We start from the raw sequence: 23,053 nt of genomic DNA, 5'->3' as shown, positions 1-23,053 counted from the left end.
TCCGCGGGTTGCCATCGCCCATTCACGAAGACCTCCGCGAGGATATGCGGAAAGTCCTGCTCAGGACGGACTGGCTTCTCGCGGGCCGGAATGCCGCATGCGCGGCAGAGGGCCACGAATACACGCGTTTTCGCGTCGCAGTCGCCGAAGCCACGGAAGAGCGTCACGGCGGAATCTTCGAGGACTTCGCGCTTCGGGTCGCGCACGTAGTCGATCGCGTACTGGCAGAACTTCAAGATCGCCGCGGCACGCTCATGCATGGGCAATCGCCGGAAGACGGCTGCCCAGCGCTGCACCTCGGGAAGCAGGAGATCGCGCTTGCTGCCCTCGGCCATGTAACGCGCTTTCGCGAGGTTCGAAGGGAAGTGGACGATACGCGGCCGGATCATTTGACACCGCTCTTTACGGCCATGGACAGCGCCTCGCCGAAGACTGCGGGCGATCCGGTCGTGGCGAATTCCTCAAGTTTCGCAAAGAAGTCGGGATTGTTGTCGAGAAGTTGGATGCCCTGCATTGCGGCACTGGCTAGAGGATTGGCGGGGATCGAGGGATCCGGAGGCGTGGGAACGAGACCCGCGGCCGTGAGGTGCGGCGCGAGATTGGTCGGTTTGTGCGTCCTCGACTCGGACCGCGTGTTCACGGGCGGCGGCGGCGGCGGCGGAGGCGCAGGCGGCGGCGGCGGCGCGGCCACGAAAGGAGGCTCCGGCGGCGGCGGCGGAGGCGGCGGGGGCCGCGGCGGCGGCGCGATATTCTGCTGGCCGTCTGTGCAGTGCACCGGCGCCGCGGGTTGCACGCGCACGGGCGCCACGGGCTCGAGCTGCGGGAGCTCGGCGGGTGCGGGCTGCGCGGGCGCGGGCTGCGCGGGCGCGGGCGCGGGCACGGGCGCTGCGGGCGTGGGCTGCGCGGGGGCTGGCGAGGGCGGGACGGGCGCGGGCTGCGCGGGCGCGGGCTGCGCGGGCGCAACGGCCTGCCTCAAGACCATCCCCATCGGAGTCTGGATCATCTCCCAGCCCTCCCAGGACATCGGCGTCGCCATGGGCCACGGATTCGGCGGGGGAGGCGGAGGAGGCGGGGGCGGCGGCGGCGGGGGCGTATTCGCAGCGGTCGCGGTCTTTACGAGGGTGAGGAGCTTGGCGATCTCGCCGAACTCGTCTCCCCCGCCGCCATTGCCACCACCACCGAGGTTCTTCGCGATCTCGATCCCGCGCTCCATCCCTCGCTCGTACCCGGCCCCGCCGCTCGGCTTGCCGGCGTCGTTTCCGCGGAGCAGCGGCACGATCTCGCGCACGACTTCGAGCGTCGAGTTGGATTGCGGCTGCTGCTGGAGGAGCGGGAGGATCTCGCGTACGACCTCGAGAGTCTGGTTTCCCTGTGGCGGTGGTGGCGGCTGCTTCGTGCTGTCGAGGATCGAGCGCATCGTTTCGAGAACGACCTTGACCAGGCCCATGAGCTCCGCCCCCATCGCTGGCGCGGCGACGGGAGCAGGCGCGGGCGGAGGTGCAGGCGGTGCATAGTAATAAGGCGGCACGGCAGCCGGGTTGATGGCAGGCGCAGCAACGGGCGCCGGTCGGGGCGCCTGCGGCTCCTGGACGAAGGGCTTCCGCGCCGGGCCTGCGAAATAGTGCATCTCGCCCTTTGCCGTGTATCTGTGCGACTTTGCGCAGATTGCATTGAGCTGATACCAGCACTCACCCCCGTACAGGTCGACGATCTGCTGCCAGGTTCGCAGCTCGGATCCCTTCCATGCCGTCGGGCAGACCTCTCGCGTCTTGTCCGGAAGGATGCGGACGATCTGGATGAGATCGAATCTCCGGGGATCGGGCCCTACCTCGGTTTCCGGCCGAGGGAACAGGGGATGACCGCCGAGCTCGACCGGCTCGTCCGAGAGCGCGCTGGGTTCGGCGTGGGTCATGGCTTGGACCTCCTTTTCCCGCGAGGCTTTCGCGCCGGGCCCGGGAAGTAGAGCTTCTCGGACCTGGCAGTATACCGAAAGGTCTTACCGCATAGCGCGGTGAGCTGATGCCAGCACTCACCACCGTACAGGTCGATGATCTGCTGCCAGCTCCGCAGCTCCGAGTCCGGCTCGACGGCAGACGACTGCCCGTCGAGCCCCGTGGGCTCTGGGTGGTTCATGGTGCTGGGTCGATAATGGGACAAGTCGCTCAGTCATTGCAACACAAAAGTTGTTGCTTGGACTACCCGTCGTCGAGCGTGCCGACGAACCAATCGTTTGAGGGCAAAGTAAATGTCGCGCGCAGGGCGTGCTTCCCGAGAAAGTGCCGAGGATTTTGCAGTCGCGAGGGGGCGGCTGACGTGGGTTCTCCGGGGGTGGATTGACGGCTCATCCGCGGACCACGGGAGACCGATGGCGTGCAAAACCAGCGGAAAACGTGACGTGTCGCGATCAACGCCGCCCCCCTACGGGAGCATCGAACGCAAGTGACCGTCCGGACGATGTCGATCCGTACGGGAAACGATGTAGGTCGAGGTTTGCCCGTCGCCCAAGTGGGTGTTCGTGTGGACGTACGGGTACGATGCGCCAGCATGAAACAAGGCAAATCGAGCACGCGACCGGGATTGAACGCCTCGGAGAGTTCTTTGTGGCACCACGTGCGCGGATCGCGCGCGTTGCTTTCGGCAGTGAACATGCCTGTTCAGCGTTCGGCTGTTGAAACAGTCGAGGTTGGCCATGGCTGAACTTCATGCGGAGAGACGAACCCCCGCCTGAGCCGCATCCGGGATCGCGCGTACCGAAGTTTAAGGTGATCGCTGTATGGGGAACGTTGGAGGTGGAATCGGTTTTGGGTGCAGGTACGTGCGGAACGAAATGATGGCCTACGGATGGTCCCCGCGCACCAGGAGAAAGCCGAGATTTCCCGAGCATGCGCCGAGACCGAGCTCGGCTGCGCCGTGGCTTCTCGCTGGGGAAGGCCGGGGCCGCGTGCCTCGTACCTGGTCGCGACGACGAGTTGGCGCTCGGCGTTATGAGCTATGCGCCGCTGCATGCGATGGGGAGTACGAAGTCGTACAGTGGTTCGGCGCTCGAGCGGCCTTCGAGTGCAGTCTGCTGGATAGGTTTCCCGAGAAATAGAAGGCGATTTCGAGGTGCGCTCGTCGACGGACCTTGATTTGCAGGGGTCCAGTCTGACGAGTTCCGAGAAATCAGCCGAGGATTTGCTCGGCGCTGAAGGCGCAGCACGAGCTTTCGCGAGGTCCCGCGAGAGAGACTCTCCGGGCATGACGAAATGTCGTTCGATTTCTCGGCGGTCCTCGGAGTGACACGCGGCGAAACAAGGGGGTGCGTTCAGGATCCGCGAGCAAAGCTCGGAAATTGGAGCGGTATGGGTAAGCTGCTGATTTTGCTGACGAAATGGCTTGATGTTGGCGTCCAAGTTGCCGTACATTCCCTGGACCGATGCGCGCGGAGGGGTCGCTCGCTGAGAGCTCGAGCCCCCGTTGCGAAACCTTGCTTCATGATGGAGGTCGACATGGGGAAGTGGGGGCCGAGTGGGCGGCGCGCCCTGGAAATCGCGCCTGACATGCTCTCGCAGCTCACGGTGCTAGCCGTCTGCGGGATATCGCCGCGGGTCTACCTCGGGCTGCTTCGCACGGACGCTTGTTCCGTCCGCGTCGTCAAGCTCGGGAAGCTCCGGCTCGTGCGCCGCGACGAGTTCATTGGGTGGCTCGAGTCTCTCGGAGAGTCGGCCCCGCCGACGACCAAAGAGGAGCCCTCGCCGACACCTCCCGCGGACGATCCGGACACCATCGACGACTTGATCCGCGAGCTTGGCTTCCGGCGTCCTTCGACCCCGCCGCAGCGTCGATCCTCTCGCGGAAGGTAACCAGTCCACGCACAGACCGCTCGCCAGGGATGCGACACCGTCTGCTCGGATCCGCGGCTCGCTTCGACGAGCAGGTTTCTCACGCGTGGGCTAAGGAGGACCCCAACATGGCCAGCAAGCCGACCGGGAAGGCGTACGAGAAGAGCGGCAAGTTCTACGCGCGCGTCGTCGTGGGGAACGGCGCCCGCCGCAGCGTGGCGCTGACAGCATGCAAGACCCAGGAGGCCGCCGATGCGCGGGCCGAACTCGTCGGTCACCTTGCGGCCAAACTGCGAAAAGCCGGACAGGTGGACGTCGCCCTGACGCTCCTCAAAGCGGCGGGCTCGACCGAAGGCCGGGCGCTCGAACAGCTCATCCGGCGCGTTGACGACATCGCGGCAGGAAAGCTCACGCGCGAACGCACGCGGGCCGACACCACAATCGAGGAGCTTGGGAAGCGCTGGACCAGTGGTGAGCTCGCGCGGCTCTACAAGGATCACATCCGAAAGAAGTCCACGTCGGACAAGGACGAGGGGCTGCTGAAGCTCTATGTCTACCCCCTCGTCGGGCAGGTTCGCCTCGCTGACTTCACGCTCGACGACGCAGACACCGTCATGCGCGCGATTCCAGCGGAGCGCTCCTCTGCGACGCGGCGCCATGTCGCACAGGTGCTCCACCGTCTCTTCGCCATGGCGTTGTTCCCTCTTCGTATCATTTCGACGAACCCCTTGCCGAAGGGATTCCTGCCCAAGATCGACGCTGGTCCCGCCAAGGGCTGGCTCTACCCCGACGAAGACGCCCGTCTTCTCCGCTCCGCGGCGCCCCTCGTGTGGCGTGTCTTTTACGGATTCCTGCATCGCGAGGGCCCACGCGTCAGCGAAGCCGCACGGCTCACGTGGGCCGACTTCGACCTGGACCGCGGCGCCGTGAACCTCGACAAGAACAAGACGAAGGACCCCCGCACTTGGGCGCTCTCGCCGGGCGTGACGGCAGCTCTTCGGGCCTGGCGAGAGCTCCAGAGGCGCAAAGGCGTGGACGTCGGGCCGGATGCGCTCGTGTTCACGGACGAGGGGGAGCCGCTCAGCGAGAACCACTTGGCGCCCAGGTTCCGGGAGCATCTCCAGCTCGCGGGCATCGACCGGCCGGCGCTCTTCGAGCGGAGCGACGAGCGCCGCCCGATCCGACTGCACGACGCGCGCGCGACCTTCATCACGATCTCGCTGGCGAACGGCAAGTCCGAGGCGTGGGTTCAGGACCGGACCGGCCACAAGTCGAGCATCATGGTCAACCGCTACCGCCGGGCCGCTCGCACAGCCGCCGAGCTCAATCTTGGCGACCTCGCGCCTCTTGTGGAGGTCATCCCCGAACTCTCCGACATCGTGTCAGGCGGGGAAGGGGAGCCCCAGGGGGACGCGCGACGTGGCAGCCGGACCTCCGGAGATGCCACCCAACTCGTCGCGATGGGTCGTGAAACGTCTCCAGCGGTGCCTCCGTCACGGCAGCGCAAACAGCGTGAAAAACGCAGCGGATCGCAATGCATCGCTACCGATCGCGACGTGCGCGGGGAGCCCGGCAGCCCATTTAAAATCTTCAGCCCGAAAGGGCGTCCCGGTTCGAGTCCGGGCGGGGCTACCGAGAGAGCTGGGAGTCTGGGCCGGGCGCTCAGCCGGGGGTGGCCTGTCCGTCGGCCATGTCGGCGGGCGCGGCCGCCTTTTTGCGCGGCGGGAGGTTCCTCGATTGAAGGGGCGGGACGTGCTGGTCCACGTCGTCGGCCCATAACCACATTCCGACGCGGCGCAGGTCGCGGTGACGCTGGACGAGCAGCGTCCAGAGGTGGTCGCGGGCCTTGACGGCGTCCGCGGCCGGGTCCTTGCTTTTTGTGCCCTTGGGCTTGAGGCGCTTCAGGAGATCGGTGCCGACCGTCGCCACTTCTTTGAGCATCGCGGCGGTGATCGGGGTCTTTCCCTCGAGGGCCGTGGCATTCTTGGTGAAGAGCGCGGCGAGGTCGACGCAGTCCTGGGCGTGGTCGATGCCTCCATTGCCCTCGCGGATCTTCTCGACCGCGCGCGCGGGCAGGAGGCCCGCGGCGACGAGCGCGTCGGCCGATTTGAGGAGCACGTCGCGGTGCGCGCGCGCCTTGTCCAGCAAAGCGCGGGTGGAGCCGTCGCTCGACCGATCGACCTGCGCGGCGGCGTAAATGACGGCGAGCGCGATGTCGCCGAGCTTCTGCAGGGCAGGCAGGTCGATCGTCGGCAGCTCCGCGGCAATCTGGTCGGCGTACGGCGCGATGGCGTCGAGGCCGCGTTTGACATTGTGATACGCGAGCGACGCATCGGCGCGGTAGGTGCGCACCTGGGCCGCCGGGAGCGCTGACGCGTCGGGGAGGAAGTCGTCGTAAGCCTTCTGGGAGCCCACGATTTCGAGCGAGGATCCGAGGTTGCTGGGTTGGGAGGGCATGACCGGGGAGAGTAAGAAAGCCTTGACCTGTTGGCAAGAGCGCGATGCTGGCGAACGGGAAGGGTGAAGCGGTCGACGGGCGCGAAGGTCCGGGGCGGCGGGAAGGGTGGAGCGGTTCGCGAGCCGCCGGCGCCATGTCGGCGGAAGGGTCGAGCGGTTCGGGGAGATGGCGGGTCGAGGCGCGGGAAGGGTCGAGCGGTTCGCGGGAGTCCGGCGCCGGGGCGAGGGGAGGGGTGATCGCTGGTCAGGAGCCGTGGACCCTGGCGTCCCGCCAACTGTGTGAACGTCCACGCGTCTCTCTGGACAACCGAACGTGTTCTAGCCTAGCATCCTCGACCTTTGAGGAGGCTCCCCATGGCGTTCCAGGATGATCTGGCGACTGTCCCAGAGCGCTCGCCATCCGCGCCTGCCAGTCGGTACCCACCAGCGCCGGGCAACGTTGCTCCACGTCCGCCTTGAAGCACCCGTCCCACGCCTCTCGAAGGGCCAGAGTCTCCTCGCGAGAGCGGGGCATCTTGAATTTGTCGTTGCATCGCGTCTCTGCCGCGTGTGTTTCCCGCCAGAAACGAGCGCCCTGGAGGTCCTCGCACGGCGCGCGCCAGATGGGGTCGGCGTCTTGGGGCGGCAACGGGGCGTAGTCCGGGCAATACGTCGTCAGGCAACCCGCCTCGCAAGCGTCGGCGAATTCGTCCGTGATCGACATACAATCGCCGAAACGAGCGCCTTGCTCACACATCTCGAGCGTCGAGGCGAGATCCGAGAAACAACTCTCTTCCCCCTTGTAGGAGGCCTCCCTCCGAGACGCCCCCAGCCCCACGCTGACGAGAGCGACGGCGGCGGCAGCGATGGCGATGAAGGGGCCTCGGCGTTTCATGCGGCGTCTCCCAGAGCTCGGCGAGCCTACACCATCCCGGCCGAGAAGACGAGACCTCGAAGCGACGCGCCCGCGCCCCGTCCCCGCGCGACGAGCCAACGAAAAACCTCCCCCTCCCGGGCCGATCGCGGGGCCCTTTCCTGACCAGGCGCGCGAGCAGGGCATCCCCAAGCCATAAATCGGCCCGGGAAGGGTGAGGCTGGGGGCTATGCCCAGAAGGCCCCCAGCGAGCCTGCATCCAACAAAAGGCGCATGCAGGCTCGCTGCGAGCATCCGGAGCAACTTCGCCCCTCAGATGGATATTCGCCGCACGCCGATCGTGGTGACAACGAAGCCCGAAGTTTTCTCGCGCGGCTCGCGCGTCGCCTACGCCTGCCCCACGGTCAGCGCGAGGCCCGTGGCGTCGCGCCTGGCGAGGAGATCGGCGGCGTCCCATCGTTCACTTCTTCAGCTCGAAGACTTCTCGACGCCGGAGGGGTGGCGCAGCGTCGATCTGCCGAATCGGTCCAGTCGAAGCCGCGGGCCGGCGTCCGCCGTGGCGGAAGCTCGGGCGGTGGGACGCGCGGGCGCTCGCGAGAAGAGGCCGAGCGCCCTCCGCATTTGACCCGGGGGGCTTGGGCGTATAAAGTCCTCCTTGCTCATTTCGAGCCCTGACGAGGGCGACCCGTACCAGGAAGGAACGACGGGCCGTGGAGGTGCTCCATGGCCTGGTTTTTCCTGATTCTCGCGGGTGTTCTCGAAGTCGTCTGGTCGCTCGGGCTCAAGTACACGCAGGGCTTCACGCGTCCGGTTCCGAGCCTCATCACCGGGACTGCCATCGTCGCGAGTATGGTGTTGCTCTCACGAGCCGCGCGCACGCTTCCGATCGGAACCGCGTACGCGATCTGGGTCGGCATCGGCGCGGTCGGCGCTGCCATCGGCGGGGTCGTCCTCTTCGACGAGGCGATGCCTCCGCTGCGCGTCGCCTTCGTCGTGCTCCTCGTGGCGTCGATCGTCGGCTTGAAGCTGACAGCGACCCCGTAGCGACGGCGCGAAGGCTACGGAGGGAGTTGGGCCTTCAGCCGCTCGGCTTTGCGGCCTTCGTCGGGCGGTCGGGGACTATGTGGATCTCCGCTTCGGTGAAGCCTTCGGCCTTGTAGAGCCGCTGTGCTCCTTTCCGGTCCCGAAACGAGCGGATCAGCGCGGAGGGGGCTCCACACGCAGGTGGAATCGGTTCGGGGGTCGGAAACGGCGATCCACAAAGGTGTGGAGCGGCGAGGGAGGGGGCGGGAGGGCGGTTCACGAGGCGGGCGGTTGGCCGCTTCTTTGACCTGCCTTCCCTCGAGGTGCGACGCTGTGTGGCGCCAAAGGAGCGCCGCGTGCCGACACACCCCGACGATGCGAAATTCCCGCGCCACGCCGCGACGGTCGCGCAGCCGGCGCGCGCCCCGCATCCGGCGACCGTCGCGCAACGAAGGACCACGGCGGCGGGAGGGCCCGGGACGCCGCCGCACGCCGCGACGGTCGCGCAGCCGGCGCGCGCCCCGCATCCGGCGACCGTCGCGCAAAGAAGGACCTCCACGGAGAGCCGGGCGGCGGGGTCGCCGGCCCGAGACCCCGGCAAGACCGCGCAGCGATACACGGCGTCGCCTTATTTGATGGACGGCTTCACGGATCGCACCTCCGACAACGGGGGCATCGTCCTGCACGACAAGAAGACCCTGTACGCCAGGCAGGACCTCATCGACGCGGCGAACCTGGCGCTGGCCAGCGTCAATGGCGACAGGGGCTCCTACGTCGAGCTCCTGACGACCGGCGAGGTCTACGGGGACGACGCGGATCTGCTCCGGGTCACGGTGCGCATGCGGGCCGGGCGGCACCTCCTTTCCCGGGCATCCCCCTATCACGTCGAGCTGGCGCAGTTGAACGCGCAACCGAACCAACCCTACCAGAGCCACGCCGATTGTCACCTGACCGCGCAGACCATCATGGGCTCGGACGACGCGCCCGCCGGCCTCGATAACACCGAGCAGCCGGTGATCCGGGGGCCGAACGACGACTACACGCTGCTCGAGCCGGTGAGGAACGCGAAGGTATTTCACAACCTGAACTCGGACGCGGGCGCCAACCGGGCGATGTATGCGTTTTTCCTTCACGCGATGCCGCTGTTCGCCCCGATCCTCGGCAGGCTCGCAGAGGAGGCGCGGCACGAGGCCCGACGCGCGCGATACCTCGCCTTGAAGGATCGGATCGAGCGTCTCCAAGGGGTCAAGCTCGACAAGGAGGTCATGAGCGCCTACGCGGCAGTTTACCGGGCGATCTACGATCAGCCGGTGCTCTCCTCCGTGTTCGCGCAGACGTTCGGGGTGAACCAGTACGCGATTCCTGCCATCGGCGAGGCGCTCACGCAGGTGAACGACGAAGGGGAGAAGATCGCCGCGGACAAGGGCGGCGTGACGGACCTCTGGAATTTCCACTGGGCGGGGGTGATCTTGCGAGACGGGGCGGATTACGTGACGCTCGAGAACCTGTCCACCGAATTCCTGAGCGACAAGAACGCGAAATGGTACTTCGCCATGTACGGGGCCGGCGGCCAATCGTTCCACACCGAGGCGAGCCGGGATTCACACGTGGGAGCGCACCCCTTGACCCTGCGGATCCGGACGGTCCCGGTGGCGCGCGCCGTGGGGAAGCGCAAGCCCGGCGGCAGCAGCAAGCTCCAGGCGATCCTCGAGCAAGCCAAGAAACTTTGAGCCGCCGCGCGGGCGACTCTTGGACAGCCCGTGGTGGCTCCCACGTCTGCCGCTACGCCGGCGCGTGGAACGGCCCCGTGACCTCGAATGTCACGCCGCCGCTCCCATCGCCGCGCTGCGAGCTGAAATAGAGGCGCGTCCCCGAAGGGTCGAACGCCGGCCCCGCGATCTCGCTCTTGTCGTGCCCGATGAGCTGCAGAATGGGCAAGAGCTCGCCGCTCGGCAAGATCGCCACGAGCTGCAGGTCTCCCCCGTCCTCGGCCACGAGCACGTCGCCGCAACACGAGACGGTGATGTTGTCGACGTTCGTCAGCATGGGGTCTTGCGCCAGGCTCGCGTCATAAAGCACGGCGAGCTTCTCGGTCATCGTGTCGAATGCGTACACGCGCCCTTCGCCCTTCGTCGAGAAGTACACGATTCCATCGTGGTACCAGATGCCTTCTCCGCCGTCGAAGAGCCTCGCGCTCGCGACCTGCTTTCGCGTGGGGGTCGGGCCTTCGAAGAGCGGATCCGGCACGTCCAGCCACGTGACGCTCCCGTCCTCCCCGACCTCGGCCACCTGGAGCTTGCCGCTCGAGAGGTCCGCGAAGCCGTATCGATTGAGCTTGTCGGGCACGAATCGATAAAAACAACCGTCGCTCTCGTCCTCGGTCAGGTAGACGTGGTGCTTGTCCCGGTCCACCGCGGCCGCCTCGTGCTTGAAGATGCCGAGGCCCGGGCGGACGATCGCCTCGTGTTCGCCGCGAGGATCACACTCGAAGACGCGCCCACGCGAGGCCTCCTCGCACGAGAGCCACGTGCCCCAGGGCGTCGGCCCTCCGGCGCAGTTCACGTTCGTCATGCTCAGGATCGGATAAGCATCCACGAGGTTGCCCGCCGCGTCGAAGCGGAGCGCGCCCACGCCGCCGGCGATGGGGACCTCCGAGTTCGAGACATACACAAAACCGCCGTCCTCGAGGAGGAAGGTCGCCCCGCCGTCGGGCGCGATGTGCCAGACGTAATCGGAGCTCTCCATCGGTTTTTTATGGGTCTGCGCGACGATACGCGCCGAGAAGCCAGGCGGCAGCTTGACCCCATTCGCGTCCGGATCGCCGAGCGGCCCGATCTCGGCGATACGCGACACGAGCTTGGGCCCGTCCATGGGTACACCAAACGGCGGCTCGCCGGGGCCCGTCGCCGGCGCGGGCGGAGCGCCGCCCTCCGAGGAGCAACCAGCGAGCAGGGAGGGGCTCATCATCGCGGCGAGGCCAGCGAGGCCGCCGCGCAGGACCACGCGTCGAGAGAAGAGAGGGGGGGTGTTGTTCATGGGCGGATGATAACCGGTTCTGAAGGTGACGTTCGAGCCTGAATCGCGGTGGATCGCGCTCGCTCGACTCAACGGCAGCCTTCGGCGCGCTCCCAGTCGAACCGATCCTCGCGCGTCTCGCGGCGCGTGGACAGCTCTCCGTCGATCATCAGCTCCAGATCCGTCACGTAACGAGTGCGGCGCGGGCGCAACGTGGCCGGGTCGGTCTCGGTCTCGAGCGTGACCACGCGGCTCACGCGTTCGATGTTCACGTCTTTCGGGAGGTTGGTCCCGGCGTCGCGGAGCAAGGCGCGGGTGAACGCCGCGAGCACCACGCTGGCCGCGTTGCCCGACATGGTGGAGACGAACGAGAGCCGGACGAGCTTCGGGTCGCCCGCGACCGGCCCGTGGTGCTCGAAGCGGATGCGCGTGGGGATCTCATCCTCACCGACCTGGATCGAATCGTCGCCCTCGCGGGACGCGCCGGGCGCGAGGGTGAGGCCGTTCCAGGCGCCGACCCATGTATTCCAGTAGTCCCCCACCTTGGCCTCCAGGTTCGCCTTCATCGCGGGCAAACGCAACGTCGCGGCGAGCTGGCGTGTGATCTTCGGGTCCTCGTTGAAGGGCGGCATGGCGAGCATACGATCGATCGCCGCGTCGAGGCCGCGGACGCCGAGATACTCGCCCTCCCGTGACACGGTGAGGCTGGGCATGACGGAGGTCAACGCGAGGGCAACCGCGAGCTGCTTCTGCATCTCTGGCGCCGTGATGTCCTGGCCGTTGAGCTCGAGGAACTGGAAATCGCTGAACGCGACATCCAGGTTTCCGTCGGCGCTCGGCTTCACGGAGAGCATGTAGCGGAGGCGGGCGGTGTTGCCTTTCTTTTCGCCGACCTGCTCCACGGGCACGCGGCAAGGCACCTTCCAGCCGAAGATGAAGGACTGCTCCGCCTCCGGCGACGCGGTTTCCTGCGCAGCGGCGACGGCGGGCGCATTCGCGCTCCCGGAAGAGGCGGGCGCAGGCGTGCTGCCGGTGGAACGGGTGCACGCCATGAAGGCGATTGGTGCGATCAGGCAGATGACGATCCGGGCCAAACGGTCGGCGGTGTCCGTGATGCACATGGTGCTTTCCGCGAGCGAACCACGACGGGCGCGTGATGGCAAGGCGCATCGCTCGCTGAGCCCGAACCGGCTGGAATCGAGCGCAAACGCGCAGAGAACGAACCCGGTGGACCCCGATCGTGAGCCCTTGCGCTTGCCTGCCCGGAGCGCACGTTTCGTGTAAACCGGAGGGGACGCGAGGAGGGGTGGACATGAATACGTCGATCTACATTGCCAGGATGATCGGGCCGCTGTTCCTGGTCAGCGGTCTCGCCGTGCTCGTGGGTGGCAAGAGCTACCGCGCCATGGCGCAGGAGTTTCTGGCCAGCCGGGCGCTCGTTTACGTCACGGGGTTCATGACGCTGATCATCGGGCTCGGCATCGTCAATGCCTGGAGGCCCGGCTGGCCGATCGGGCTGACGGTCCTCGGCGGGCTGTTCGTGGTCGGCGGGGCGCTCCGCATGCTCTTCCCGGAGCGCATCAAGGAGATGGGGGCGGCGATGCTCGACAAACCCGGGCTCATGATGGGAGCGGGGCTGATCCATCTCCTCATCGGGGTGGGCTTGTCGTACGCAGGTTACGTGCGCTGAGAAGTCACGAATGCGGCGCGCTCTTTTGGGCACGGCGTAGCCTCCGCTCGATGACGTCGCGGAGGACGACAGCCTGGTTGTGACGCTCGTCCTTGGCGCCGAACACGAGCGTCACCGTCCCGCGTTTCGCCAGCGCGACGAGCTCGTTCAGGTGCTCCGCGGCCGGCCCTCGACGCAGCTCCTCGCGATAACGCGCCGCGAACTCCTCCCAGCGGGCGTCGTCATGGCCGAACCAGCGCCGGAGCTCGTCGCTCGGCCCGATCTCCTTCATCCAGGCGTCGATCGTGAGCGCATCCTTGCGCACGCCCCGGGGCCACAGGCGGTCGACGAGCACCCGATGTCCGTCCGCCGCCTCGGGCGCCTCGTAGGCCCGCTTCAGGCGCACAGCCCCGATTGTCTCCCTGCCGCGATCCACATGCATGACGAGATTCTGCCTCCGGAAGGCGGGTTTGTCGACGCGCGTCGGCCCGAGCGGTCCAGCGGGAGCTGGAATTCGCCCTTCGTTTCGGGGTAGAAGGGCGCATGCCTCGCCCCTTCCGACGCCCCGCGCCGCTCGAGCTCGGAGGCGCCGAGCTCCGCGACCTCGTCTCCGCCTGCATGGATCGGCTCGCGCCCTGGCTGGATGGGCTCGCGGAAGAACCGGCCCATTCGCTCGACGGCAGTCACAAGGTCGCCCGCGCCTTCGACGAGCCCATGCCCGAGCGCGGCGTGCCCTTCCGGCGCGTGCTCGCGAGGCTCTTCGATCGCGCCATTCCGATCAGCTTGAATACGGCCTCGCCGGGCTATCTCGCGTACATCCCCGGGGGCGGCCTGCCGAGCACGGCGCTCGCGGATCTCATCGCCGACGTCACGAATCGTTACACGGGCCTGTGGATGCCCGCGCCCGGGCTCGTGCAGCTCGAGATCAGCGTGATCCGCTGGTTCTGCTCGCTCGCGGGGTATGGGCCTTCCTCGGGGGGCTGGCTTTGCTCGGGTGGGTCGATCGCGAATCTCGCCGCCGTGGTGGCGGCCCGCGAGGCGAAGCTCGGCGAGGACCCGGGCGGGGCCGTCCTTTATACCTCGGAAGGCGCACATCACTCGATCGCGAAGGCCGCGCGCGTGGCCGGTTTGCCGCGGCGCGCCACGCGTATCGTGCCCGCCTCCGGGTCGTTCCAGTTGCGGCCCGACGAGCTCGAGAAAGCCGTCGCCGAGGATCGGGCCGCGGGAAACCGGCCCTTCATGGTCGTCGCGCAGGCCGGCTCCACGCCCGTCGGCGCGGTGGACGATCTCGCCGCGCTCTCCGACGTCTGCGCCGACCTCGGGTTGTGGCTCCACGTGGACGCGGCGTACGGAGGGTTTTTCCTGCTCACGGAGCGCGGGCGCGCCGCGCTCGCCGGGATCGAGCGGGCGGACTCCATCACGCTCGACCCGCACAAGGGGCTGTTTTTACCTTATGGTACGGGCTGCCTGATCGTGAAGGACCTCTCGACCTTGCGCGCCACCTTCGCCGAGACGGCCGCGTATTTGCCGCCTTCGCAGGAGGACGAGGACCACTGGAACTTCGCCGATCTCGGCCTCGAGTTGAGCCGCCCGGCCCGCGGCCTGCGTATCTGGTTGCCGCTCTGGCTCCACGGCGCGGCGGCATTTCGCGAGGCGCTCGACGAGAAGCTCGACCTCGCGCGAAGCGCGGCGACACGCGTGAGGGCCCTGCCCGGCGTGCGTATCGTGGCCGAGCCCGAGCTCTCCTTGTTCGCGTTCCGCGTGGAGCCGCCGGACATGGGCGCCGCGGAGCTCGACGCGTTCAATCGACGCGTGCTCGCCCGCGTCAATCAGAAGAAGCGCCTGATGTTGACGGGCACGACGCTGCGTGATCCGGCGCTCGGCGAGGAGGTCTTCGTCATCCGCGTCTGCGTGCTCTGCTTCCGCACCCACGCGGACAGGATCGACATGCTGATCGAGGACCTCTCGGAGGCGATCGCAGACCCGCGGGGGTGAACGAGGCCACACGCGAGCCGTGGACTCAATGCCCCCGCCGCTTGCCCTCGCCGGAGGCCCGCAATGGCGCCGGCGCGACGGGGCACGCCTCCGAGCGGCTGCCCTCCTCGAGCAGCGGCAGCGTGACGTGCAGCGTCGAGCCCCGCCCCGCTCCGCTCTCGAGCCCGATCCGCCCCCCGTGGCGCTCGACGATCTCGCGGCTGATATAAAGCCCGAGCCCGAGCCCGGGGAACGACGTCGCCGGCGCATTGCTGGCGCGAAAGTACCGCTCGAAGGCGCGCGCCTGCTCCGCCTCGGGGATGCCGATCCCCTCGTCGCGGATCGACAGCACGGCTTCGCGCGCGCCCGCCTCGATGGACACACGCACGGCGCCCCCTGCAGGGCTGAACTTGATCGCATTGGTGAGCAGGTTCGTCACGACCTGCTCGAGGCGTGAGGCGTCTCCCGCGATCATGAAGCTCTGGCGGGGCAGGTCGGCGTCGATCCTGTGGCCCGATCCGAGGTGCGACATGGCCGCGATGGAGCGCCGTACGATCTCCGTGAGCGAGGTCGGCTGCAGGTGGATCGAGAGGCGCCCCGATTGCACGGCCGCGGCGTCGAGCAGCTCGTCCATCAAGGCCTGCAGCCGCTGCAGGGCCGCGATGGCCCGGTCGATGTGTGAGGCGTCGGCGCTCTTGGTCGCGCGCAGGTGGCGCTGGACGAGCTCGAGCCGGGCGAGGAGCGGGGTCAGCGGCGTGCGGAGCTCGTGCGACGCCAGGGAGATGAACTCGTCCCGCTGGTGAATGCTCGCCCGCAGGGAATCTTCGACGCGCCTCTGGAGCTCGACCGCGCGCGCGAGGTCCCTCGCGTGGACGTGCCTCGCGTGCGCGACGAGGCCCAGAATGGCGACGGCCCAGAGGAGCAGCGTGATACCAAAGGCCATCGACAGGACGCGCCTGCTCTCCGCGAAGAGCACGCGCCGGTCGCTCGCGATATGGACCTTCCAGCCGCTCTGCTCCACGAGGGTGGTCGAGACGATACGCTCGGGCGGCCCCACCGCGGCGTGGAATGCCTCGAGATCCGCGAGCGAAAGATCGAGGATCGAGCGCGGCGCGCGCCCCCGCTCCCGGGCCCAGGCGAGGAGGCGGAGCTCGTCGGGATGCGCGACGATCCGGCCCTCGGCCGACGTGACGTAGAGCGCCTCGCCCGGCGTGGTGTTGACCCGCGCGAGGATCTCGCGGAGCTGGGGGAGGATGAGGTCGACGCTCACCACGCCGACCGTCCTGCCGCGCTCGTCCTCGAGGCTGCGGAGCGTGCTCAGGTAAATATGGTCGATGTCGAAGTAGGGCTCGGTGAACGCGGGTCGCGCGCCCGCCGACTTCCCGAACTCGAACCAGGAGCGGCTCGGGTAGTCGTATTCTCTCGTCGACCACTCGAACGTGAGCACGACCTCGCCCGACGCGTCCCTGTGCACGTACGGGCCGTAGTATCGCTTCGTCTTGTCGAACGCGTACGGATCGAACCAGACGCCGATGCCATAGACGAATTGCGGCGGGGTCGACAGGAGCATGCGACGGAGGAGGCCCTCGAGCTCGTCCCTCCTGCGCATGGGCTCGACGAGCGCCGCGGTCGAGTTGGCGACCTGGTGCGAGCGCAGGAGCTGCGCGTCCAGGTACGAGGCGAGCTCGACGGCTCGCTCACGTTGCTTCCGGAGCGCCTCGCGCTCGAGGCTCGTGGCGAGCGCGCGCGACGAATACACCAGCACCCCGGTGAGGAGAGTGGTCAGAATCGCGATGACCGCGGCGACCGGGAGATGTCGTCTCATCGGAGAATGGCTGGAATGTGATCGGTGGCGCCGCCCGTGGATGTGCGAGGGGCGGGCCACGGCTCGTGCGATGGGTTTGCGCACCGAAGAGACGGGCGCGCCCTACAGCGGACGAAGAGGCGCTCGCCGAAAAGTTGGCCCACCACGCTCATCTCTGGCGGCGTGTACGCGCAGGTGGATCCGCGCACGCTCCCGCCCGAAGTCTTGATCGTCCTGCTCGCGGCGGCGGCGCTGCTCGCGCTGGTGCAGACCGCGCGTATCGCCTGGCAGGGCTTCTGGCGGCGGCGCGCGCTCACGATTCGCCGCGAGCGAGGCGCGGCGGGCGAGCAACGCGCCGAGGGCCTGCTCCGCGAGCTGGGGTTCACCATCCTGGGCCGGCAGGTGGCCGTGTCGTACGGCGTGCGGGTCGACGGGGATCCCGTGGCGATCGACCTGCGCGCCGATTACCTCGTGGGCCACGGCGACAAACGTTACGTGGCCGAGGTGAAGACGGGCCGCGCGGCGCCGCGGATCGACACGCCCGGCACGCGCCGCCAGCTCCTCGAATACCGCATCGCCTTCGACGTCGACGGTGTGCTCCTGGTCGACGCCGAGGCCGACCGGGTGCACGCCGTGGAGTTCCCGCTCGGCACGAGTGATTCCCCGCGCCCCTCGCGCCTGGCTTGGCTGCTCGCGGGTGTGGTGATCGGCGCCGTCGCCGCGGTGATCGTGCGATTCGGGCTCTGATCGGCGGTGCTCATTCGAGCATCGTCGGCAATCGGCTCAAGCCGGCTTCACGAACACCGTCGCCAGGAGCTCGCCCCCCGGGGCGGGCCTGTACATCACCCCGGTGACGCGATACTTGGCCTCCTGCCCGCCCTGCTCGAGGAGCAACATCTCCCCTTCGCGTGGGATCGTGGGCCCGCGGAAGGTCTGGATCAGCTCCCAGGACTCATGGCAGATGCGGTGCAACGACGAGGGCGACATGGTGTGCGCCCGAGGCTACCACGCCCGCCCGATGGAGAGAATCCCTCCCGGCGACGCTCTGTCGAGGTCGAGGGTCATCGGGTCCTGCTTCGTTCGTCGAGCTGGATCGAAACCCTAGCAAACTCTGCCCTCTCGACCCATCCGCGCTCGCATTTCCGCGCCGGGCTCATCGCGGCCCGCTCGGCGCCCGGCCTTCGTTGCACGCTCCGGAATCGTCAATTCGCCGTTCACCACCGGGGCGGCCCGACCGAGCGCCGGGTCCTCACGAGCAGCCAGGAGCTGCGGCAGACCCTGGAGCGCGATTTCTTGCTCGCCGTGCCGGACGCGCCCGAGCTCGACGCGGCCTTCGACCGCCTGACGTGACGAGCGCGCCCGTCCCGCGAGCGCCCTCAAAATGCCCGACTCCGAGGCCGCCGCGCCATCACCTGGCGCGCGCTGCGTGACCGGTAATGGCAACGACAGGCACCACGATTGCCCCTGCGCGTGGCCTCGCGGGCGACCTCGGGCGCGAGCTTTGTCGGGCCCGGCTCGGCGGGGAGGTCGACGATGAACGTCGCGCCCTCCGCGGGGGCGCTCTCGACGCGGACCGAGCCGCCGTGCGCCTTCGCCACGGCGCGGACGATGTAAAGGCCGAGGCCGAGGCCGCCGAATTGCGTGGACGGGACGGCTCGCTCGAATCGGTCGAAGATCCGCGCCTGGTCCTCCCTGGCGATCCCCATTCCGCGATCCTTCACGACGAGCCGGGCTCCGCCCTCCGTCGTCGATACGTCGATGGCCACGGGCTGGCCCTCCCCGAACGTGAGCGCATTGCGGACGAGGTGCAGGACGAGCTGCTCGAGGAGCGCGCGATCCCATGAGCCACGAGGCTCCCCGGAGACGCGGATCGTGATGAGGGAGCGTGCGTCCGGGCGCTGCGCGATGCGGTCGACGATGCGGCTGACGAGCGGGCCGAGGGCGACCTCCTCGCACGTGAGCGGCAGCTCGCTCGCGCCGATTTGCGTGGCCTGGAGGAGCTCGTCGCAGACGAGCGACAGCCGCCCGAGCTGACGGTCGAAGGTCTCCACCATGCCAGGGATCCGAGCGGGCGCCTCCTCGGGGTGCTGCGCGAGCAGCCGCCGCATGTGCTGCGCGTGGAGCCGGAGCGCCGTGACCGGGGTCAAGAGCTCGTGCGAGGCGAGCGTGATGAACTCGTCGCATTGCGCTCGCGCGTCGAAACGCTCGTGTCGCCCCTCGACGGGAGGACACGATCGGGCAGCGAGGACCTTTTCGGGATTCCGGGCACACATGGTTGGACTCCTCGTCGGTTTTCCCGAGAGCAGCTCCCGTGCCAGACCCCACAACTGTCGTTGTTTCGGCCAAATGCAGCCGAATCGGCGCGCATGAGGGGCCACGCGGCGCCCACGGGACGGGCCGGGCGGCTCGCCTGGCCGGTCCATCCCGTTGCCGGGTCACGCAAGGGCGGCGAGCTCGTCCATGGCCGCCTCCGGGAGAGCGTGGTCCTTCGGCGGCGATTGCGTGAACACGCAATCGGTTGCGCGCGAGAGCTCCACCCGGCGCTGGACGTCCGCCCGCGGCCTCGGCCGAGCCACGTGCGCGGGTATCCCGAGGAAACGTGTCGCTTTGCGCAGGCGGCCTCGACCCACGCCACGACCGGGCATGACGCCTGCACGACGCGTGAGCGTCATGGGAGAGCCACGGCTCGGGTTGGATTGCGAAAGCACAGAGAGCGTTCAGGACGACCGCTTCGTGGTCCACCGCCGGCTGGGCTCGGGTGGATTCGGCGTCGTCTACGAGGCGCTCGATCTCCGTTATGGATCGCCCGTGGCCCTCAAGGTCCTGTACCAGGACAACCCCGACGCGCTCTACCGGTTCAAGAACGAATTCCGCGTCCTCGCCGACATCACCCACGCGAACCTCGTGATGCTCCACGAGCTCCTTTACGATCGGGATCGCTGGCTGCTCTCGATGGAGCTCGTGGAAGGCGGCGTCCATTTCCTCGATTCCTTCCGGCGAGACGACGGGAGCGCGCCCTCGTCGGGCGAGGGCCTCCTGCGCGTGATGTTCCTGGAGCTCGTCCATGGGGTCCGCGCGTTGCACGCGGCCAACGTCCTCCACGCCGATCTCAAGCCCTCGAACGTGCTCGTGACCCCGGGAGGGCGGGTGGTCCTGCTCGATTTCGGGCTGGCGAAGGAGCTCTTGCCGCGCCGGCCCTGCGAGCTGCCCTGGGACGAGGCCTGCACCACGGGCACGCCCGCTTATATCGCGCCCGAGCAGATCCTCGGCGAGACGACGTCCGAGGCCAGCGATTGGTACAGCGTCGGCACGATGCTCTACGAGGGGCTGACCGGGCAGCTCCCCTTCCAGGGCAACACGGAGAAGGTGCTCCGCGACAAACTCTACGCCGCGCCGACGTCCCCCTTGTTGCTCGCGGACGACGTGCCCGAGGATCTCGCGCTCCTTTGCATGGGCCTGCTCCGCCGCGATCGCCGCGCGCGGCCCGCGGGCGAGGAGATCGAGCGGTGTTTACGCGGGGAAGGCCCGCCTCGGGTGACGGCGATCCCCGAGCGGCGACACGAGGCGGGGCCCGGGTGCGCGCTGCTCGGGCGAGCGCGCGAGATGAGCGCGCTGCATTCGGCGTTCGAGGCGAGCCGCGAGGGGCGCGCCGTGCTCGCCCGCGTCGCCGGCGGCTCCGGGATGGGCAAGAGCGCGCTCGCGTCGGCGTTCGCCGAGTCCCTTCATCGGCGCGAATCGGTCATCGTCCTGATGGGCGCTTGCCACGACCGAGAATCGGTGCCGTACAAGGCGCTCGACAGCGTGGTGGACGCCCTCGCCCGCTACCTGAAGCGGCTCCCGCCGGCCGAGGTCGCGGCGCTGCTCCCGAAGGACGTTCACGAGCTCACGCGGCTCTTTCCGGTGCTCCAGATCGTCGCCGGGACCGGGCCTTCGACGCCGCGGGGGCACGATCCGCAGCTCGAGCGCAGGCGCGCCTTCCACGTCTTGAAGCAGCTCCTCGGCAACCTCGCCCGGGCGCGCCCGGTCGTCATCTGCATCGACGATCTGCATTGGGGCGACGTCGACAGCGCGCACCTGCTCGCCGAGCTGCTCTCGCCTCCCGAGGCGCCGCCGCTCCTCGTCGTCGCCTGTTATCGCAGCGACGACGCGGAGCGGAGCGCGTGCCTGCGGGAGCTCGGGCGGCTGCTCTCGGCGGGGGTCGAGATCCGCGCCGTGCCGGTCTCGCCCTTGCCGCCCGAGCAGGCGCGGAGCCTCGCGACCGAGCGGCTCGCGCCCGTCGTCGACGTGGAGCTCGCGGCGACGATCGCCCGGGAATCCGAGGGCAATCCATTCGCGATCGAGGAGCTCTGCCGGTACGTCGCGGCGGGCGTCTCCGGCGATCCAGGCAGGCGCGCGCTCGCGAGCGGCGGGCTGACCCTGCGCTCCGCCCTTCGGGCGAGGCTCGACGCGGCGCCGCCGTCGTCGCGCCGCCTGCTCGAGGTCGTGGCGGTCGCGGGGCGCCCGCTCGAGCAGGAGGTCGCATTCGAGGCGGCCGAGCTCGGGGACGGCGCGCTCCTCTTTTTGACGCCGCTCCGCTCCGCCAAGCTGCTCCGGGTCGCGAGCGTACGCGAGCGACTCGCCTGTGAGGTCGTGCATGCTCGGATTCGCGACGCCGTGCTCTCCGGGCTCGGCCCGGAGGCGCTCGCGGCGCGCCACCACCGGCTGGCGACGGCCCTCGAGGCCTCGGACCAGCCAGAACCGGAAGAGCTCGCAATGCATTACCATGGCGCTGGAGAGCGACGACGGGCCGCCGCGTACGCGGCGCTGGCTGGGGACAGGGCGAACGACGCGCTCGCCTTCGATCGCGCGGCCGATCTTTATGCGCTCGCCCTCGAATGGGGGGCCGACGGTCCCTTCGAGACGCCGGAGGAGCGCCACGATCTCCTGGTCCGGCGCGCGCACGCGCTGGCGAACGCCGGGCGCTGCCGCGAAGCCGCGGAGCTCTACCTCGTCGGCGCGGAGGAGGCGCCCCGCGCCGAGGCGCTCGATCTGCGCCGACGCGCCATTCAGCAGCTCTTCGTGGGTGGCCACCTGGACGAGGGCAATCGCGTCCTCGCCCCCTTCCTCTCCGAGGTCGGCCTGCCTTATCGCGTCACGACCGCCCGCGCGGTGCTCGAGGCCCTGGCCCAGCTCGCGAGCCTGCGCGTGCGAGGGTACCATTTCGAGGCTCGCTCCACGCCCGAGATACCCCCCGAGGTCCTCACGCGCGTCGATGTTTGCTGGGCCGTGAGCCTGGCGCTGACGGACGTCGACCCGGTCCGCTCGTTCGGCTTTCAGATTCGCGGGCTCCGCATGGCCATCGAGGCCGGCGAGCCCCGCCGGATCGCGCTGGGGCTCAGCGCGTTCGCCCAGCTCACGTTGCTGCGGGGGACAAAAGGCGCGGTCGACGAAGGGATGCGGCTGCTCGCGCAGGCCGAGAGGATCGCAGCGGAGCGCGGGAACGAGGAGCTGCGCGCGTCGGTCGGCGTGTTCAAGGCCGCCATGCTCCTCATCGAGGGGCGGTGGAGCGAGGCGCTCGCCCGCTACGACGAGATTGGCCGCTACCTGCGGGAGCGCGGCGTGAGCCCGGTGATGGATCCGAACCTCGCGGAGGTCATCTCGGTGGTCGCGCTCGACGCGATGGGCCGCCTCCCGGAGCTCGCGGAGCGGACGGCGGCGTGGCACCGCAAGGCGGCCTCCGTCGGCAATCTCTTCGCGGCGATCGTCGCCTCGATCGCGTCGGCGCACACGCTCATCGCAGCGGACGACCCGGAGGGCGCGCGCAGGCGCGTCCGGGAGGGTATCTCCAGGTGGACCCATGGCATGCACGTGCAGCACGTGTATGCGCTTCGTGTGGAGATATATGCGGACCTCTATGCCGGCCGCGCCGACGTGGCGCGCGCGCGGCTCGAGGGGCTGTGGCGCGCCATCGTGAAGTCGCAGCTCCTCCGCCCCCAGCCGTCGCGTATCGACGTGCTGACCCTGCGCGGGCGCACGGCGATCGCGTGCGCGGCGGCCGGAGATCGCCGGCGGCCGCGGCTCTTGCGGGAGGCGACGCGTATCGCGGAGCGGCTCGAGCGGGAGCTCCGCAGGGATGCCCGGCCCACCGCGGCGCTGCTCCGCGCTGCCGTCGCGCTTCTCCGCGGCCGGAGGGACCTCGCGCTCGCGCACCTCGACACCGCGGTCCGCGGCTTCGACGCCGCCGAGATGAGCCTCTCGGCCGCTTGCGCGCGTCATCGCATGGGAGAGCTGCTCGGCGGCGAGGCGGGCGCCGTGCTGGTCGCCGAGGCCCACGAGGTCATGCGGAAGCAGGGGATCCAGCGGCCCGAGCGGTGGCTCGTGATCTTCGCTCCGGGCTTCGGCGTGGAAGAGGCGTACGCGAGAGCTGCGTGAAGGGGGGCGGGACAGATGGGTTCGAC

At 68.8% G+C, this 23,053-nt stretch carries 19 protein-coding genes; 10 read left to right on the top strand and 9 right to left on the bottom strand.

Translation table 11 applies throughout. The features are described from left to right. The coding region (locus tag GF068_RS26580; RefSeq protein ID WP_170319691.1) for a transglutaminase-like domain-containing protein at positions 1-335 on the bottom strand (335 nt) is incomplete at its 3' end. A gap of 50 nt (positions 336-385) precedes the next feature. Beyond that, positions 386-1,912 (bottom strand): hypothetical protein, encoded by a 1,527-nt coding sequence (locus GF068_RS44400; protein ID WP_206079557.1) that lies wholly within the window; start codon positions 1,910-1,912, stop codon positions 386-388. A 1,561-nt stretch (positions 1,913-3,473) separates the two neighbouring features. Here GF068_RS44400 and GF068_RS26570 point away from each other — a divergent pair. The 4 genes from GF068_RS26570 to GF068_RS26555 all read left to right on the top strand — a co-directional run bounded on the left by GF068_RS26570 (position 3,474) and on the right by GF068_RS26555 (position 9,884). Beyond that, positions 3,474-3,842, top strand: coding sequence for a hypothetical protein (locus GF068_RS26570; protein WP_153822243.1), 369 nt, complete (start codon positions 3,474-3,476; stop codon positions 3,840-3,842). A 107-nt stretch (positions 3,843-3,949) separates the two neighbouring features. Then, entirely contained in the window at positions 3,950-5,671 is a 1,722-nt protein-coding gene (locus GF068_RS26565; RefSeq protein ID WP_170319690.1) for a tyrosine-type recombinase/integrase, read from the top strand. A gap of 2,183 nt (positions 5,672-7,854) precedes the next feature. Next, complete coding sequence (sugE, locus tag GF068_RS26560; RefSeq protein WP_153822241.1) at positions 7,855-8,175, top strand: quaternary ammonium compound efflux SMR transporter SugE; 321 nt, start codon at positions 7,855-7,857, stop codon at positions 8,173-8,175. A gap of 335 nt (positions 8,176-8,510) precedes the next feature. Further along, positions 8,511-9,884, top strand: a complete 1,374-nt coding sequence (locus GF068_RS26555; RefSeq protein ID WP_153822240.1) for a hypothetical protein — start codon at positions 8,511-8,513, stop codon at positions 9,882-9,884. 52 nt (positions 9,885-9,936) lie between these two features. On the opposite strand, the gene GF068_RS26550 is transcribed toward GF068_RS26555, so the two are convergent. Further along, a complete protein-coding gene (locus GF068_RS26550) occupies positions 9,937-11,190 on the bottom strand; it encodes an alkaline phosphatase PhoX (protein ID WP_153822239.1) in 1,254 nt (417 codons plus the stop codon). Positions 11,191-11,258: 68 nt separating this feature from the next. After that, positions 11,259-12,221 carry a hypothetical protein gene (locus tag GF068_RS26545; protein WP_153822238.1) on the bottom strand — a complete coding sequence of 321 codons (963 nt, stop codon included), beginning with the start codon at positions 12,219-12,221 and terminating at the stop codon, positions 11,259-11,261. Between GF068_RS26545 and GF068_RS26540 the strand changes: the two genes are divergently transcribed. Together GF068_RS26540 and GF068_RS26535 are read left to right on the top strand one after the other, a co-directional pair. Continuing rightward, positions 12,220-12,453 (top strand): hypothetical protein, encoded by a 234-nt coding sequence (locus tag GF068_RS26540; protein WP_153822237.1) that lies wholly within the window; start codon positions 12,220-12,222, stop codon positions 12,451-12,453. The genes GF068_RS26545 and GF068_RS26540 overlap by 2 nt on opposite strands. Positions 12,454-12,481: 28 nt before the next feature. Continuing rightward, positions 12,482-12,859 carry a hypothetical protein gene (locus tag GF068_RS26535; protein ID WP_153822236.1) on the top strand — a complete coding sequence of 126 codons (378 nt, stop codon included), beginning with the start codon at positions 12,482-12,484 and terminating at the stop codon, positions 12,857-12,859. Between the two features lie 4 nt (positions 12,860-12,863). Here the strand turns inward: GF068_RS26535 and GF068_RS26530 are convergent, their stop codons facing one another. Next, entirely contained in the window at positions 12,864-13,244 is a 381-nt protein-coding gene (locus tag GF068_RS26530; protein WP_338046582.1) for a DUF488 domain-containing protein, read from the bottom strand. Between the two features lie 137 nt (positions 13,245-13,381). Between GF068_RS26530 and GF068_RS26525 the strand changes: the two genes are divergently transcribed. Further along, positions 13,382-14,833: a pyridoxal phosphate-dependent decarboxylase family protein gene (locus tag GF068_RS26525; protein ID WP_153822234.1), complete on the top strand. Its 1,452-nt coding sequence runs from the start codon at positions 13,382-13,384 to the stop codon at positions 14,831-14,833. A gap of 25 nt (positions 14,834-14,858) precedes the next feature. Here GF068_RS26525 and GF068_RS26520 read toward each other — a convergent pair whose 3' ends face one another. Next, positions 14,859-16,637, bottom strand: a complete 1,779-nt coding sequence (locus GF068_RS26520) for a sensor histidine kinase (protein WP_153822233.1) — start codon at positions 16,635-16,637, stop codon at positions 14,859-14,861. Between the two features lie 162 nt (positions 16,638-16,799). On the opposite strand from GF068_RS26520, the gene GF068_RS26515 reads away from it, so the two are divergent. Continuing rightward, positions 16,800-17,363: a hypothetical protein gene (locus tag GF068_RS26515; RefSeq protein WP_338046581.1), complete on the top strand. Its 564-nt coding sequence runs from the start codon at positions 16,800-16,802 to the stop codon at positions 17,361-17,363. Between the two features lie 36 nt (positions 17,364-17,399). Here the strand turns inward: GF068_RS26515 and GF068_RS43735 are convergent, their stop codons facing one another. Continuing rightward, positions 17,400-17,603, bottom strand: coding sequence for a hypothetical protein (locus GF068_RS43735; protein WP_170319689.1), 204 nt, complete (start codon positions 17,601-17,603; stop codon positions 17,400-17,402). Here GF068_RS43735 and GF068_RS47415 point away from each other — a divergent pair. Then, positions 17,571-17,966 (top strand): arylamine N-acetyltransferase, encoded by a 396-nt coding sequence (locus GF068_RS47415; protein WP_153822232.1) that lies wholly within the window; start codon positions 17,571-17,573, stop codon positions 17,964-17,966. The genes GF068_RS43735 and GF068_RS47415 overlap by 33 nt on opposite strands. Positions 17,967-17,992: 26 nt before the next feature. Here the strand turns inward: GF068_RS47415 and GF068_RS26505 are convergent, their stop codons facing one another. Continuing rightward, positions 17,993-18,889 (bottom strand): sensor histidine kinase, encoded by an 897-nt coding sequence (locus GF068_RS26505; RefSeq protein ID WP_170319687.1) that lies wholly within the window; start codon positions 18,887-18,889, stop codon positions 17,993-17,995. 162 nt (positions 18,890-19,051) lie between these two features. Further along, the gene (locus tag GF068_RS43730; protein WP_170319686.1) at positions 19,052-19,288 is read right to left on the bottom strand and encodes a hypothetical protein; all 237 of its coding nucleotides are present in this window, start codon (positions 19,286-19,288) and stop codon (positions 19,052-19,054) included. Between the two features lie 61 nt (positions 19,289-19,349). On the opposite strand from GF068_RS43730, the gene GF068_RS26500 reads away from it, so the two are divergent. Continuing rightward, positions 19,350-23,027, top strand: a complete 3,678-nt coding sequence (locus tag GF068_RS26500) for a protein kinase domain-containing protein (RefSeq protein ID WP_170319685.1) — start codon at positions 19,350-19,352, stop codon at positions 23,025-23,027. The last annotated feature ends 26 nt before the right edge of the window (positions 23,028-23,053 follow it).

The organism is Polyangium spumosum (genome assembly GCF_009649845.1).
In the GTDB taxonomy this organism is placed as follows: Bacteria; Myxococcota_A; Polyangia; order Polyangiales; family Polyangiaceae; genus Polyangium; species Polyangium spumosum.
Note: the sequence above shows the minus strand (reverse complement) of the source record. Positions and strands in the feature narration are given on the sequence as shown.

Excerpts from the sequence above, each read along its gene's own strand:
- GF068_RS44400 (WP_206079557.1), bottom strand. The coding sequence starts at position 1,912 with ATGACCCACGCCGAACCCAGCGCGCTCTCGGACGAGCCGGTCGAGCTC.
- GF068_RS26570 (WP_153822243.1), top strand. The coding sequence starts at position 3,474 with ATGATGGAGGTCGACATGGGGAAGTGGGGGCCGAGTGGGCGGCGCGCC.
- GF068_RS26565 (WP_170319690.1), top strand. The coding sequence starts at position 3,950 with ATGGCCAGCAAGCCGACCGGGAAGGCGTACGAGAAGAGCGGCAAGTTC.
- sugE (WP_153822241.1), top strand. The coding sequence starts at position 7,855 with ATGGCCTGGTTTTTCCTGATTCTCGCGGGTGTTCTCGAAGTCGTCTGG.
- GF068_RS26550 (WP_153822239.1), bottom strand. The coding sequence starts at position 11,190 with ATGAACAACACCCCCCCTCTCTTCTCTCGACGCGTGGTCCTGCGCGGC.
- GF068_RS26540 (WP_153822237.1), top strand. The coding sequence starts at position 12,220 with ATGAAGGCGATTGGTGCGATCAGGCAGATGACGATCCGGGCCAAACGG.
- GF068_RS26545 (WP_153822238.1), bottom strand. The coding sequence starts at position 12,221 with ATGGCGTGCACCCGTTCCACCGGCAGCACGCCTGCGCCCGCCTCTTCC.
- GF068_RS26535 (WP_153822236.1), top strand. The coding sequence starts at position 12,482 with ATGAATACGTCGATCTACATTGCCAGGATGATCGGGCCGCTGTTCCTG.
- GF068_RS26525 (WP_153822234.1), top strand. The coding sequence starts at position 13,382 with ATGCCTCGCCCCTTCCGACGCCCCGCGCCGCTCGAGCTCGGAGGCGCC.
- GF068_RS26520 (WP_153822233.1), bottom strand. The coding sequence starts at position 16,637 with ATGAGACGACATCTCCCGGTCGCCGCGGTCATCGCGATTCTGACCACT.
- GF068_RS47415 (WP_153822232.1), top strand. The coding sequence starts at position 17,571 with ATGGCAGATGCGGTGCAACGACGAGGGCGACATGGTGTGCGCCCGAGG.
- GF068_RS43735 (WP_170319689.1), bottom strand. The coding sequence starts at position 17,603 with ATGTCGCCCTCGTCGTTGCACCGCATCTGCCATGAGTCCTGGGAGCTG.
- GF068_RS26505 (WP_170319687.1), bottom strand. The coding sequence starts at position 18,889 with ATGTGTGCCCGGAATCCCGAAAAGGTCCTCGCTGCCCGATCGTGTCCT.
- GF068_RS43730 (WP_170319686.1), bottom strand. The coding sequence starts at position 19,288 with ATGACGCTCACGCGTCGTGCAGGCGTCATGCCCGGTCGTGGCGTGGGT.